10 protein-coding genes are annotated in these 14049 nt (G+C 69.1%); 7 read left to right on the forward strand and 3 right to left on the reverse strand.

Annotated features, from left to right (window positions below; translation table 11 throughout):
* Positions 1 to 89: 89 nt before the first annotated feature.
* The 3 genes from nadA to ACYVD1_RS24730 all read left to right on the forward strand — a co-directional run bounded on the left by nadA (position 90) and on the right by ACYVD1_RS24730 (position 4159).
* On the forward strand, positions 90 to 1088 hold the full coding sequence (nadA, locus tag ACYVD1_RS24720; protein WP_460776884.1) for a quinolinate synthase NadA: 999 nt from the start codon (positions 90 to 92) through the stop codon (positions 1086 to 1088).
* Positions 1089 to 1927: 839 nt separating this feature from the next.
* Entirely contained in the window at positions 1928 to 2536 is a 609-nt protein-coding gene (locus tag ACYVD1_RS24725; RefSeq protein ID WP_460776885.1) for an RNA-guided endonuclease InsQ/TnpB family protein, read from the forward strand.
* 108 nt (positions 2537 to 2644) lie between these two features.
* On the forward strand, positions 2645 to 4159 hold the full coding sequence (locus ACYVD1_RS24730; protein ID WP_460776886.1) for an RNA polymerase sigma factor: 1515 nt from the start codon (positions 2645 to 2647) through the stop codon (positions 4157 to 4159).
* Positions 4160 to 4187: 28 nt separating this feature from the next.
* On the opposite strand, the gene ACYVD1_RS24735 is transcribed toward ACYVD1_RS24730, so the two are convergent.
* Positions 4188 to 4811: a TetR family transcriptional regulator gene (locus ACYVD1_RS24735; RefSeq protein ID WP_460776887.1), complete on the reverse strand. Its 624-nt coding sequence runs from the start codon at positions 4809 to 4811 to the stop codon at positions 4188 to 4190.
* A gap of 365 nt (positions 4812 to 5176) precedes the next feature.
* Between ACYVD1_RS24735 and ACYVD1_RS24740 the strand changes: the two genes are divergently transcribed.
* The 4 genes from ACYVD1_RS24740 to ACYVD1_RS24755 all read left to right on the forward strand — a co-directional run bounded on the left by ACYVD1_RS24740 (position 5177) and on the right by ACYVD1_RS24755 (position 9609).
* Positions 5177 to 6190: an MBL fold metallo-hydrolase gene (locus ACYVD1_RS24740; RefSeq protein WP_460776888.1), complete on the forward strand. Its 1014-nt coding sequence runs from the start codon at positions 5177 to 5179 to the stop codon at positions 6188 to 6190.
* A gap of 190 nt (positions 6191 to 6380) precedes the next feature.
* On the forward strand, positions 6381 to 7739 hold the full coding sequence (locus ACYVD1_RS24745) for a glycosyltransferase family 4 protein (RefSeq protein WP_460776889.1): 1359 nt from the start codon (positions 6381 to 6383) through the stop codon (positions 7737 to 7739).
* Positions 7740 to 7792: 53 nt separating this feature from the next.
* Positions 7793 to 8521 carry a class I SAM-dependent methyltransferase gene (locus ACYVD1_RS24750; protein ID WP_460776894.1) on the forward strand — a complete coding sequence of 243 codons (729 nt, stop codon included), beginning with the start codon at positions 7793 to 7795 and terminating at the stop codon, positions 8519 to 8521.
* Positions 8521 to 9609 carry a glucosidase family protein gene (locus ACYVD1_RS24755; RefSeq protein WP_460776890.1) on the forward strand — a complete coding sequence of 363 codons (1089 nt, stop codon included), beginning with the start codon at positions 8521 to 8523 and terminating at the stop codon, positions 9607 to 9609. The genes ACYVD1_RS24750 and ACYVD1_RS24755 overlap by 1 nt, the downstream gene beginning before the upstream one ends.
* A gap of 69 nt (positions 9610 to 9678) precedes the next feature.
* On the opposite strand, the gene ACYVD1_RS24760 is transcribed toward ACYVD1_RS24755, so the two are convergent.
* Positions 9679 to 12906 (reverse strand): transglycosylase domain-containing protein, encoded by a 3228-nt coding sequence (locus ACYVD1_RS24760; RefSeq protein WP_460776891.1) that lies wholly within the window; start codon positions 12904 to 12906, stop codon positions 9679 to 9681.
* Between the two features lie 297 nt (positions 12907 to 13203).
* Positions 13204 to 13836: a class I SAM-dependent methyltransferase gene (locus ACYVD1_RS24765; RefSeq protein ID WP_460776892.1), complete on the reverse strand. Its 633-nt coding sequence runs from the start codon at positions 13834 to 13836 to the stop codon at positions 13204 to 13206.
* Positions 13837 to 14049: the final 213 nt, after the last annotated feature.

Genomic DNA, 14049 nt, shown 5'->3' on the forward strand with positions numbered 1-14049 from the left:
CTGATAGACAAAAACTTGGACTCCCGCACTGACCTCCCTCGGCACGGCGCCCGTACGACGTGCCCACAGCCTCAAGGAAGTAGTAGGACATGGCATCGGTCACCGCTACGGCAGACACCATGACCAGGCAGGAATGGGCCGCCGAGGTCCACCGCCTGGCGGAGGAGCGCGACGCTGTCATCCTCGCGCACAACTACCAGCGCCCGGAAATCCAGGACGTCGCCCACCACACCGGCGACTCCCTCGCCCTGTCCCGACTCGCGGCGAGCGTCGACGCCAGCACCATCGTCTTCTGCGGTGTGCACTTCATGGCCGAGACCGCCAAGATCCTCGCGCCCGAGAAGACCATCCTGCTGCCCGACCCCAACGCCGGATGCTCGCTCGCCGACACCATCACCGCCGCGGACGTGCGCGCCTGGAAGGCCGAGCACCCCGGCGCGGTCGTCGTCGCCTACGTCAACACCACCGCCGCGGTGAAGGCCGAGACCGACATCTGCTGCACGTCCTCCAACGCGGCGGACGTCATCCGCTCCATCCCCGAGGACCGGGAGATCCTGTTCCTCCCCGACCAGTTCCTGGGCGCCCACGTCAAGCGGGTCACCGGCCGCGAGAACATCCACATCTGGATGGGCGAGTGCCACGTCCACGCCGGGATCGACGGCCACACCCTGCGCGAGCGCGTGGACTCCGAGCCCGACGCCGAGGTGTACGTCCACCCCGAGTGCGGCTGCGCAACCTCCGCCCTCTACCTGGTCGGCAGCGGCGCGGTGCCCGAGGACCGGGTCAAGGTGCTCTCCACCGGCGGCATGCTGACCGCCGCCGAGAACACCACTGCCCCGAAGGTGCTCATCGCCACCGAGACCGGCATGCTGCACCAGCTGCGCAACGCGAACTCCACGACGGAGTTCGAGGCGGTCAATTCTCGGGCCGAGTGCCACTACATGAAGATGATCGACGCCGACAAGCTGCTGAACTCGCTCCGCCACGGCACGAGCGAGATCACGGTCGGCGCCGAGACCACGGAGCGCGCCCGCCGCTCCGTCGAGCGCATGGTCGAGATCGGGCAGCCCTCCAGGGGCGGCGAGTAGCGCTCGGGCACCGGTCCGCCGGGGCGGGGCGGGGCACTGGTCCGGGCCCCGCCCCTCGCCCTTGGGGTTGTGAGCTGTTCCGTGTTCCCTCAGCAACCATCCACTTTTGTCAACACACAGCACTATGGCCGCAGGCTGCCGTTGAAGAGCCAGGCACTGGGAACGGTTCACCCCGGAGAAAAGAATCAGGGGGAGTTCGCCGATTCCCCCACACGGGCCCACCTGTTTCGCTAACGTCTTTCTCGAACGTGTGAACGAGACGAACGAGGCGCAGGGGGAGGGGGTGGAACCCGTGGCCGAGACCGCCCCACACCAAGCCGAACAGCAGCCGGAAGGCAAGAAGAAGCCGAAGAAGAAGCGGGGGTTTCAGCCCCGCCCCGGGCACGCGGTCCAGGCCTTCACCTTCGCCCTGGACCCGGGGTCCGAGACCGAGCAGCGGTTGCGCTCGCACTGCGGAGGGGCCCGGACGGACTTCAACTGGGCCCGCAACCACGTCCTGGCCACCTGGGACCAGCGCGCGGCCGAGGCCTCCTACGGGGTTGCTGAGTCCGAGCGCACCCCGTGGCGGTCCTGGTCGCTGCCCAGCCTGCGGCGGGCCTTCAACGCCGCAAAGAGGCAGGATCCCCGGTTCGCCTCCTGGTGGGCCGACAACTCCAAGGAGGCCTACAACACCGGCCTAGCAGGCGCCGCCGCCGGCTTCGATGCCTATGCCGCCGCCAAGCGGGGCGATCGCAAAGGTCCGAAGGTGGGGGTACCGCGGCCCAAGTCCAAGCACCGGGCGCCCTCCCTCGAAGCGGTGGGTCAAGGCCGACCGGGCCCGCAACAGGGTGCACCACCGGGTGGCGAATGTGCGCACCGACGCGCTGCACCACCTGACCACTGCGTTGGCCGGGGAGTACGGCACAGTGGTGGTGGAGGATCTGAACGTGGCCGGGATGGTCAAGAACCGGCGTCTGGCCCGCCGCATCCATGATGCGGGGTTCGGGCAGATCCGCCGCCAACTGGACTACAAGACCACCTGGAATGGCGGGCGCCTGGTGGTGGCCGACCGGTGGTTCGCCAGTAGTAAGACCTGCTCGGGGTGCGGGGCGACGAAAGCCAAGCTGCCGCTGCACGTCCGGGTGTTCGACTGCGACGCATGTCCCCTCGTGCTGGACCGGGATGTCAACGCAGCACGCAACCTCGCCGCCCTGGCGGCGCAGGTGGGCAGTACCGGTACCGGAGTGGCCGGAGACCGGGGAGCGAGGGCTCCGAAGGCCCGTGGAGCCGACCGTAGGGCCCGCACCACCCGCACCCGCCGCAGGGCGGGTGCGGGGCGGGCCGGTGGCGCAAGACCGCAAAGGCGGAAAGAAGCTCCGGCACCGTCGTCAGGACACCCAACCCAGGTTGTGGTGACACCGTCACGGACCTTTCGTGCACAAATGCACGGAATGCTGATGTTCGCTTAAGACATCCGCGACGGTAACAGAAGTCTTACCTTCAGGCCACAGCTGATCGATTCACCCACGCCACCGGCCTCCTCTCGCTAGCGTCACCACAGAAGTGGGGGGAGAATCGTGACCAGAGGCAACGAAACAGACGTACCGGCAGTCGGCACCGTCGAGGCGGTGCACGACGCCTTCGCGCAGCCGCTGTACCGGTACGCGTGGTCTCTGTTGGGCGGCGGTTCCCCCGGCACGGACGACGACCCGGTCACCGACGCGGTACACGAAGCACTGGTGGCCGGGGTCGGGCTCGACTCCGAGCGCGCCGATCCCGCCGACCGGGGCCCCTGGCTCTACGCCCTCGTCCGCGCCGCCTGTCAGCGCCGCGGCTTCGCGCAGACCTGCCCCTACACGCGCCTGGCCACGGTGCCCGAGGAGACCCCGGTCGCACGCATGTTCTCCAGGTTGCCCGCGAGCCACCGCGAACTGGTCGAACTCAACCTGCGGCACGCCCTGCCCGCCTCTGCCGTGTCCCGGGTCCTGGGCCTTGACCCACGGATCTGCGCTGAGCTGTCCCGCTCCGCGATCCGCCGGGCCGCGGAGGGGATCGAGGGCATACCGGCGAGCGGACCCGACCTTCCCGACGGCCCCGGTTCCTCCCACGAGACCCGCGACCCAGGCGATGCCGAGGGCTCCGGCGATACCGGTGCTCCCGGGGGTGATCCCGACGACCCCGAGGAGGAATTCCCCGGTGCCGTCTGGCGCACCCAGGTGCAGCGGGTCTCCTCCGCGCTGGCCCTGCTCCGGCCGCCCGGTCCCCCGCCCGGCCTGCGCGCCCGGGTCCTGCACACCTGTACCGCGCCCGAAGCGGCCGAGGCCCGCTCGCGGATCGCCGCGGACATGCGTCCCCTCACCTCCGACGGTTATCCGATCCACCGCGCACGCCCGCTCACTGCCCCGGTGGCCGAGGTGCCCGCGGGGAACGGCAGCGATGACGTCCCGCTCCCCCGCGCCCTGCCCGGGGACCGGGTGACCAGCGCCGACCATCCCGTGCACGACGACGCGCGCTCGCCGCTGCCGGCACCGGACCACGACCCCCTCGACGAGGTCACCGGGACCGAGCGGCGGCGCTGGCCCCTGCCCGCAGTATCCGGGCTTGCCACGGTCGTGGTCGCGGTCGGCCTGTGGTGGTGGGCGAGCGCCGTGGGCGGCCCCTCCACCGTGATCGACGCGGGCCCCGCGGACACAGGGCAGCGCCCCGGTATGTCCGAGGTGGAGGCCGCTTCGACGGCCTCCGACGGCAAGCCGGGGGCTGAACCGACCACGGCCTCGAGCTCCGGCGGGTCCGTGGAAGAGGAGGCGGGGCGGGGGGACGCGGCGCCTGAGGAGCCCAGCACACCGCAGCCCGAGGCCGAGCCGACCGACAACGAATCCCAAGAGGGCACGGAAGAGGAGCCGGAGGGGCAGCCGAGTGCCGCGCCGGAACCGCCCGAGCCCTCGGGGCCCGGCAGCCCTCCCGACCACGGCGGCGGCCAGGATCCCGAGGACGACGAAGCCCCCGGGGACGGGCCCGAGGGCGAGAATCCCGATGACGGTTCGGGCGGACTGCTCAGCGGACTGCTGGGGCTGCTGACAGGCGGCGGCTGAGTCCGGGCCGGACGGAAACGAGCAGGCGTCAGAAAGTGGCGAGCAGGCGCTCTGCGGCGATCTGCAGGCGGCGCTCGACCTCGTCGACGTCGCGGCGGCCCTTGAGCACCTCCACCAGCTCGAAGGTCCACACGCTGGTGAGCGAGCCGATCAGGACGTAGCCGGTGCTGTCCCGGTCCACGTGGTCGTCGACGCTGTCGGCCGCGGTGGTGTCCGCTCCCTCGAGGTTGCCGGTGGCCACCCGCCACACCAGGTCGCTGATGCGCACGTCCAGCTCGAACTTGACCTCGGCCATGATGAGGGACCGTACGAGGGCGTCGGCGAGCTCGGGCTCGCGCATGAGGCCGCGGGTGGCGCGGAGCAGCACGTCCACGGCGCGTCCCGCCGCGGTTTCTGCGGTGGGGGGACGGCGGACGATGCCGCTTTCCAGAAGGTCGAGTTCCTCGGTGACGACGGCAACGACGAGGTCCATCTTCGAGGGGAAGTAGCGGTAGAGCGTCCCGAGCGCGACGCCGGCGCGTTCGGCGACCGAACGCATCTGCATGGCCTCGACGCCGCCGCGCACGGCCAGCGCGGCCGCGGTCTGGACGATGCGTCGACGACGTTGGGTCTGACTCCTCGTCATCGTTCCGATCGGTGCCTGCACCGCCACAGGGTCTCTCCCATTCGTCACCGGTCCGCGCGTCTACAGTGCGCGTCTGACCGAGGGCCAGCTCTCCGGGCCGGTCTTACCCTGACAACCGGCCTTGCGAGAACACGTTATCTAACGGCTTCCCTCTCGTGCAGCGCTTCGAACCCATGATCCACGCCTCATTGCCCGACGTAGCAAAGGCAATACGAGACCTTGGCCCGAGCTTTCAGGTCGGCCTCCCCACCTTTGTAGAATATGTTCTATTTTACCTGGCGAAGAAGGTACAGACCACTCTTCCGCGACAGGAGACCCTCCGCCCTCCACCCCCGCGGGCCCCTTCCCTAGAATCGAACCAGATTCGGTTTCCAGTGGAGAGGTCGCCCAGGATGCGAGAAGTACCGCCGGTAGAGGACCTAGGCGGGGGACTGTGGAGCGTCCCCGTGCCCGTCCCCGGCAACCCGATCGGATTCACCTACGTCTACGTCATCTCCGCGCCGGGCGGCCCGGTCCTCGTCGACACCGGATGGAACCACGACGACGCGTGGGACGCACTGGTCAGCGGCCTCAAACAGACCGGGCACAGCGTCGGCGAGGTCCAGGGCGCCGTCCTCACCCACTTCCACCCCGACCACTCCGGACTCACCGGCCGCCTGCGCGAGGCCTCGGACGCCTGGGTCGCGATGCACCCCTCCGACATCGACGTCCTCCTGCGGCTGTCCGAACGCAGCGACGACGAGCGGGGCGCCTCCGTCCTCGACCAGATGACCCGCGCGGGCTTCCCCGACGAGGACATCGAGGAACTCCGAAGCTCCCCCAACGTCTTCCAGTCCCCCGCGCTTCCCGACCTCCCGCTCGGGGACGGCGAGCGCGTCGACGTCCCGGGCCTGGACCTGCGCGCCGTATGGACCCCCGGCCACACCCCTGGCCACCTGTGCCTGCACCTCGCCGAGCGCGACTTCCTCTTCACCGGCGACCACGTCCTGCCCCGCATCACACCTCACGTGGGCCAGTTCCCGATCGACTCCACCGAAGGCGACCCCCTCGGGGACTTCCTCGCCTCCCAGGCCCGGACGGGGCGCATGCCCGAGGCCGATCGCATGCTATGTCTTCCCTCACACGAGAAGCGCTTCTCCAACCTCGCCGAGCGCACCGACGCGATCATCGAGCACCACGAGGAGCGTCTGGAATCCATGGCCCGCCTGGTCTCCCAGGGACCCACTACCCTGTGGGAGCTCACCTCGCGCCTGGAGTGGCGGCGCCCCTGGGAGGACATGCGCCTGTTGGCCCGGCACATGGCCGCCTCCGAGACCGCGGCGCACCTGCGCCTGCTGGAGGAGCGCGGCATGGTCAGGCGGAACGACTCACCGGACCTGCCCCGTTGGGCCAGCGTCGCCGGGTAGCGCGACCCCGAATAGGATCCCCTGTACCTGCAGCCCGGCGCCGACCCTGATTGAACTCACGAGTAACATATGGGGGCGCCCACCGTCCCACCGGCGACCCCACTCGCCCTTCGGACGACGCCCTTCGCTCCGCCTGCACCTTGGCGGTACACGGCGGCGACCGGGCACGACCCAACGAAGAGGTGGACTCTTGACCCAGTCGGGCACAAGCACGGGACCGACCCCACGGCCATCCGGCGACCGCCCTCTGCGCGTCGCCCTCCTGTCGTACCGAAGCAAGCAGCACGTCGGTGGACAGGGCGTCTACGTACGCCACCTGTCACGCGAACTGGCCGCACTCGGGCACGAGGTCACCGTCTTCTCCGGACAGCCCTACCCCGTACTCGACGAGGGCGTCACCCTGGAGAAGCTCCCCTCCCTCGACCTCTACAACGACGTCAACCCGTTCAAGGCGCCGCCGGTACGCCAGTGGCGCGACTGGATCGACGTCCTCGAAGTCGCCACCATGTGGACCGCCGGGTTCCCCGAACCCCTCACCTACTCCCTGCGGGCCAACCGCGAACTGCGCCGCCGCCTGGGCGAGTTCGACGTCGTGCACGACAACCAGACCCTCGGCTGGGGCCTGCTCGGCATCAGATCCGCGGGCATCCCCCTGGTCACCACCATCCACCACCCCATCAGCGTGGACCGCCGCATCGAGCTCGAAGAGGCCAAGGGCTTCCAGAAGCTCTCCAAGCGCCGCTGGTACGGGTTCGTCAAGATGCAGGCCAAGGTGGCCCGCAAACTCAACCCGATCCTGGTGCCCTCCCAGTCCTCGGCGGACGACATCGCCCAGGAGTTCGGCGTCGACCCCCACGCGATGGAGGTCACCCCGCTCGGGGTCGACACCCGCTACTTCCACCCCCGCCCCGACGCGGAGCGCGTCCCGGGCCGCATCGTGTGCACCGCCAGCGCCGACAGCCCGCTCAAGGGCGTGGGCATCCTACTGCGCGCCGCCGCCAAGCTGGCCACCGAACGCGACGTCACCCTGACCATCGTCAGCAAACCCAAACCGGGTGGCCCCACCGACCAGCTCGTCGACGAACTGAACCTGCGCGACCGGGTGGAGTTCGTCAGCGGCATCGGCGACCAGGAGCTGGGCGAACTCATCTCCAGCGCCCAGGTCGCGGTCGTCCCGTCCTTCTACGAGGGTTTCTCCCTCCCCGCCGTGGAGGCCATGGCCTGCGGCACCCCGCTGGTCGCCAGCCACGCGGGAGCCCTGCCCGAGGTCGTCGGTACCGACGGCGACGCCGGGCGCCTGATCGCCCCCGGCGACCCTGAACTGCTGGCCGCCGAACTCGCCTCCCTGTTCGACGACGGCGCCGAGCGCGAGCGCATGAGCGCCGCGGCCTGGCGCCGTGTCCAGGAGCGCTTCACCTGGAGGGCCGTGGCCGAGTTGACCGCTCAGCGCTACGCCTCCACCATCAAGGCCGTCACGGGGGCCGGTGCCGGTACCGGCGACGAGCAACACCGGCCCGCGCCCGTGCGGGCCCGCGCGAACGGTTCCTGACCCGGCAGGCCGCGCACACCACGACCCGCAGCACCATCCTTAGGGAGCCTCCACTGATCACCGTCGACTTCAACCTGTTCCCCGTCGGCTCGGGCCACCGTGTTCTCGACCTCGGTTGCGGCGGCGGCCGCCACGCCTTCGAGATCTACCGTCGGGGCGCCGACGTCGTGGCCTTCGACCAGAACGTGAGCGACCTCGCCGAGGTCGAGACCATGTTCGCGGCCATGGCCCAGGAGGGCGAGGCCCCCGAGTCCGCCAAGGCCGAGACCGTCAAGGGCGACGCCCTCGACATGCCCTTCGACGACAACAGCTTCGACCGTGTCGTCGCCGCCGAGATCTTCGAGCACCTGCCGCACGACACGGCCGCCATGAAGGAGCTCTACCGGGTCCTTAGGCCCGGGGGCGTCGCCGCCGTGACCGTGCCCAGCTTCCTGCCCGAGCGCCTCTGCTGGGCCCTCTCGGAGGATTACCACACCAACGAGGGCGGCCACATCCGCATCTACACGCGCGCCGAGTTGGAGGCCAAGCTCAAGGCCACCGGGTTCGCGATCGGCCCGCACCACCACGCACACGCGCTGCACGCGCCGTACTGGTGGATCAAGTGCGCGGTGGGCACCGACAACGACGACCACCCGATGGCCAAGGCCTACCACGAGCTGCTGGTGTGGGACATGCTCCAGGCTCCGAAGGTGACCCGGGTCGCGGAGCGGCTGCTCAACCCGGTCATCGGCAAGAGCGTCATCGTGTACGTACGCAAACCGCACCTCGACACGGACTCCTGATGGCCGCCGCGCACCGTCCCGTGCCGACGACCTCCGACCCCGACGCACTCCACCTGCCCGGCGTTCTGAGCGCCGACCAGCTCTACCGGTCCGCGGACTACCTAGCGACCAGTCAGGAGCCCGACGGAGCGATCCCGTGGTTCCCCGGCGGCCACACCGACGTATGGGACCACGTGGAGTGCGCCATGGCCCTGACCGTTACCGGCCTCCTCGTCCCCGAGCACGCCGAAGCGGCCCGGCGCGCCTACCTGTGGCTCGACGGCAGCCGACACGCGGACGGCGGCTGGCCCGCCAAGTTCCGCCAGGGATCGGCCGCCACGGAGCTGCGCGAGGCCAACCACGCCGCCTACCCGGCGGTGGGCCTCTTCCACCACCTCCTCACCACCGGCGACACCGCGTTCGCCGAGCGCATGTGGCCGGTGGTCGAGGGCGGCCTGGAATTCGTGCTCGCCCTGCGCGGCACGCGCGGAGAGATCCTGTGGGCCCGCGACGAGGACGGCTCTCCGGGCGATCACGCGCTGCTGACCGTGTGCGCGAGCGTGCACCACGCGCTGCGCTGCGGCGCCGCCCTGGGCTCGCGGCTGGGGCGTGAGCGGCCCCAGTGGTCGGCCGCCGCGGACACCCTGGCCGCCCTCATCAACGAGGACGAGGGGCTGTTCGCCGACCGCTCCCGTTTCTCGATGGACTGGTTCTACCCGGTACTCGGCGGTGCCGTGCGGGACGAGAGGGCCAAGGCCCGGATCGCCGAACGCTGGGACACCTTCGTGATGCCCGGCCTGGGCGTGCGCTGCGTGAGCGACCAGCCCTGGGTCACCGCGGCGGAGTCCTCGGAGCTGGTCATGGCCCTGGCCTCCATGGGCGACACGGAGACGGCTGTGCGGATCCTGCGCGAGGTCCAGCACCTGCGCGACGCCGACGACGGCGTCTACTGGACCGGCTACCAGTTCGCCGAGCAGGTGCGCTGGCCGGTGGAGCGCAGTACCTGGACGTCGGCCGCGATCATCCTGGCCGTGGACGCGCTCACCCGGAGCACGGCCGGTTCCCGGGTGTTCCTGCACACCTGGGAACCGGAACCCGTAGGCGTCTGACCCCGGCAGAGCAAGGGCCCCGGTACCGAGCAGCTCAACCTCGGTACCGGGGCCCTCTCTCGCTACGGCCTAGCCGTTGTCACCGTCCCGGCTCGGCGGGGGCTCGGGGATCCCGGGTTCCTCCGGGTCCTCGGGCTCCACCGGCTCTTCCGGATCTTCCGGCTCGACCGGCTCCTCCGGCTCGGGCTCCACCGGCTCTTCCGGCTCGACCGGCTCCACGGGCTCTTCGGGCTGACCGTTGTCACCGGGGTCCTGAGGCTCCTGCGGCTCCTCTGTAGCAGGCTCCGGCGCCCAGTTCTCCGTGGTGCCGTCGAACTCCGGGCCGGGGAACGACTCGCGCTCGTAGCCTTCCATCGCGCGGCTCATGTACGAGTTCCACAGCGAAGCGGGCAGGCCGCCACCGGAGATGTTGTGCCCCGGGATACTGAAGCTCTCGTTGTTACCGCTGTAGACACCGACCGCCGTGGACAGCTGCGGTGTGTACCCGGCGAACCAGGCAGCCACGCTGCCGTCGGTAGTACCGGTCTTGCCGGCGACGGGGTGGTCGTACAGCCGCGCCGAGGTACCGGTGCCACTGTTGACCGCCTGCTCCATGGCATAGGTGACGTCCGCGGCGGTCGACTCCTCGAGGGCGCGCTGTCCCTCGATCTCCGGCCGCTCGTTCCCACCGTCCGTGTTGACGATCTCCTTGATGACGTGCGCCTCCATGTGCACGCCGCCGTTGGCGAAGGTCCCGAACCCGCTGGCCTGGTCGACCGGGCGGACGCTCGTGGCACCCAGCGGCATGACCGGGACCAGCTGGTCGTCACCGATACTGCCTTGGGGCAGGCCCACGTCGTAGGCAGTGTCGCGGATCTCCTCGAACCCGACCTCCTGGGCCAGCTCCACGAAGCCGAGGTTGTTGGAGACCGTCGTGGCCTGAGTGAGCGTCATGACGCTGCCCGGGTCGTTGCCGGCGTTCTGCACCCGGGAGCCCCCCACGTCACGCGGACCGGTGCCGTCCACCCTGGAGTTGAGGCCGTAGCCCTGTTCCAAGGCGGTGGCCAGCACATAGGGCTTGAACGCCGAACCGGCCTGGGCGGCGCCGCGGAAGGAGCTGTCGTACTGGTTCTCCACGTAGTCGTGCCCGCCGTAGAAGGCGAGGACCTCCCCGGTCGAGGGGTCGACCGTGGTCAGGCCGAGGTTGACGCCCTCGGGCAGCTCCTCCGGCGGGACCATCTCCTCCACCGCCTCGTAGGCGGCGTCCATCATGTCCTCGTCGAAGGTGGTGACGACCTTGAAACCCTGGCGGTTGATGTGGTCCTCGGTGTACCCGAGGTCGTCCAGCTCGCTCATGGCTTCCTGGAGCATGTAGCCCTTGTAGCCGCTGATGTCGGCGCCGTCCATCGGACGGTCCGGCTCAGGGGCCGGGAACTCCATCTCGTCGGCCTCGGCCTGGGTGATCGCCCCCGTCGTCACCATGCCGTCGATGACGTACTCCCAGCGGTTTTCCATCGCCGGGGTGGTCTCCACGTCAGCCTGCCCGAACCGGGTCGGCTGCTGGATCGCGGCGGCAAGGAAGGCGGCCTCCTCGGCTTCGAGCTCGTCGACGTCCTTGTGGTAGTACGCCTGCGCCGCGGCCTGGACACCGTAGGACATGCGACCGAAGTAGATGGTGTTGAGGTACTGCTCCATCACCCACTCCTTGTCCTCGCTCTGGTCCACCTTGATGGAGATGATGATCTCCTGGATCTTGCGGGCCACGGTCTGGTCGAGAGAGACGCCCTCGTAGTAGTTGCGCACCATCTGCTGGGTGACAGTCGAACCGCCCTGGACCTGCTCACCGGTGATCGTGGACCACACAGCGCGTGCGGTACCGCTCACCGAGACCCCGGGCTCCGTCCAGAATCCACGGTCCTCGGCGGAGATGACCGCCTCCACGACGTGGTCGCCGCCCTCGACCATCTCGTCGTAGTCGATGACGTCGCGGTCCGTACCCCGGTAGGCGAACTCGGTCTCGCCGTCCGCGAAGTAGAAGGTCGAACCCTGCTCGACCGCGTCGGCCTTGGCGGCGTCCGGCACCTCGACGGTGGCATAGAGGAACGCGAACGCCCCAGCGCCCGCGATGACGACCAGGCCGGTGACGATCAGGGAAACCGTCAGGATCCGCCGCCACAGCGGCTTCTTCTTGCGCTGCTTCTTCTTCCCGGACCCCTTGGGGCCATCGGGCCCCCCGGCAGCGGCGGCACCGCCAGCAGCACCGGCAGCGGCGCCCGCTTCCTCCCCTTCGGGCTGCTCTGAGGCGTAGTCGGACAACCGCTGGGGCTCGGGCCACATGGAGGCATCCGACTCAGCGGCTTGACTTGCCCCCTCCGGCGGCTCAGGGGCCTTACCTGCCCCCGCCGGCTCCGCAGCCTTGCCCTCGCCTTCCGGAGGCGGAGCAGCAAAGGCGACCGCCCCGGCCCCGGGAGCGGGCATGGCCTCATCAGCCCTGCCATCGCCCTCAGGGTGCAAGGCCTCAGTCTTGGGACCGGCCTCAGTCTCGGGACCGGCATCGGCCACATCTGCAACAGCAGCCGCAGCAGCCACAGCCTCGGGGTCTCCCCCGGAGTCAGCCTCGCTCTCAGTGGCCGACTCCTTCCCCGAAACGGGTTCGGTCACCGTTTCGGCTGGGGTCTCCTGGCCGCTGCCCTGCTCAGCGGAGTCACCGGCAACCGGCACCGCCTCAGTAGCCGGGGCCTCATCCCCAGCACCATCAGGCTCAGGCCCAGCAGCCGCCTCGGACACCGTTTCGTCGTCCGTACCAGCCGAGGCCGCCTCAGTTTCGGCTTCCTCGGTCACGTCCGACACGGGCTCGGAAGCCTCCTCGGCGACCGTTTCAGCAGCCGTCTGCGCGCCCTCAGCCCCTTCCTCCGGGGCACTCGCGCTCTCCTCGGAGTCATCAGCGGCCTGGTCCCCCTGGTCGCCCGAGTCCGGGGAACTCACATCACCGGGTTCGAATCCCTGTGACGCAAGGGTTTCTGCCACGCGGTCACGGAAAAACGTACCGCTCGTCTTGAAAGTGATCGCCCCAGGAAGGAACTCCGGTTCGGGTTGGTCACCGGAGTCAGCGTCCTCCGCTGGGGTTGCCCCGCCGGGTCCTTCCTCGCTAGTGGTGGGTTCGTCATCACCCTGGGGCTTCGCCTGACTGGACAGCTCCTCAGCAGAGGTGTCGTTCGTCTCCGGCGTGTCCGAGTCGGGACGCTGTCCATCCGTCCCGCCACCGCCGTATGTGCTCTCGCTCAGCTCCCCGCCCCCATGGCAAATCACGTCCGGCACCGTGCCGTCCTGGTGTTTGACGCGCGGGTGCCCCTGATTGGTTCAGTTCGAGTCAGGACTGAAGCGGTATTTCGGGGAAATCGCCACCATCGCTCCACCCTCACCGCCACGATACCCGCACGTAACCGCGTCAAGGCCGAATCCGTAACCGCACGATCACTTCTTACCGAAGGCTTACCTTCCGAAGAGGTGTCGCAACCCGGATGTTGGGTAGCTCACTTTTCGGCAGTGTGCGGGAACGATCACCGAAGGTACGTATTCGTCGGGCTCATAGGCTCCGGCGCCGATAGCCCTACGTCAGGCGATCCGCTCCAGAACCCGCATAGAACCGACCACGCGGACCTCCCTGAACCTCCCGGAGTCGAGCGCCCGGCAGTAGATGTTGTAGGGCGGGCGCCCTCCGTCCTCCGGGTTGGGGAACACGTCATGGATCACCAGCGCACCCCCTACGGCGACATGCGGCGTCCAGCCCGCATAGTCGTCCTGCGCCGCCGCCTCACTGTGGCCGCCGTCGATGAAGAGCATCCCCAGCTCCGCACCCCAGACCCCAGCGACATCGACCGACGCCCCCGCGATCGCGATGACCACATCGTCCAAGCCCGCCTCGGTCATCGTGCGCCTGAAGTGCGGAAGGGTGTCGAACTTCCCGGTAACCGGATCAACAAGCCCAGCATCGTGGTACTCCCAGCCCTCCTGGTGCTCCTCCGACCCCCGATGGTGATCCACCGTAATCACCTTGGCCCCCGTCACCCGCGCAGCAGCACCCAGGAACACGGTCGACTTACCGCAATAGGTCCCGATCTCCACAATCGGACCCTGGTCGGCATACTCCAACGCAGTCTCGTAAAGGGCCAACCCTTCATCCGTAGGCATGAAGCCCTTCGCCGCTTCAGCAGCGGACAACAACTCAGCGGGAATCTTCTTCGTCATAACAGAATTCTGCCATCCGCCGATAAAGCACCCACCAGCACCCCGGGATCGCAGATCCCGAGTGCGGACCCAGCAGATTTCCTCAAATTCACATGTTCACAAGTGGACACAAAAAAAAGGGGGGTCGCCCCCGCAGGAACAACCCCCCAAAGAAAAACCGTGGCAGCGACCTACTCTCCCACCCCACCACAGGGCAGTACCATCAGCGCAAGG

The sequence above is a fragment of the Nocardiopsis nanhaiensis genome (genome assembly GCF_054778635.1).

Coding starts and splice junctions, on each gene's coding strand:
- nadA (WP_460776884.1), top strand. CDS start 90: ATGGCATCGGTCACCGCTACGGCAGACACCATGACCAGGCAGGAATGG.
- ACYVD1_RS24755 (WP_460776890.1), top strand. CDS start 8,521: ATGGCCGCCGCGCACCGTCCCGTGCCGACGACCTCCGACCCCGACGCA.
- ACYVD1_RS24740 (WP_460776888.1), top strand. CDS start 5,177: ATGCGAGAAGTACCGCCGGTAGAGGACCTAGGCGGGGGACTGTGGAGC.
- ACYVD1_RS24765 (WP_460776892.1), bottom strand. CDS start 13,836: ATGACGAAGAAGATTCCCGCTGAGTTGTTGTCCGCTGCTGAAGCGGCG.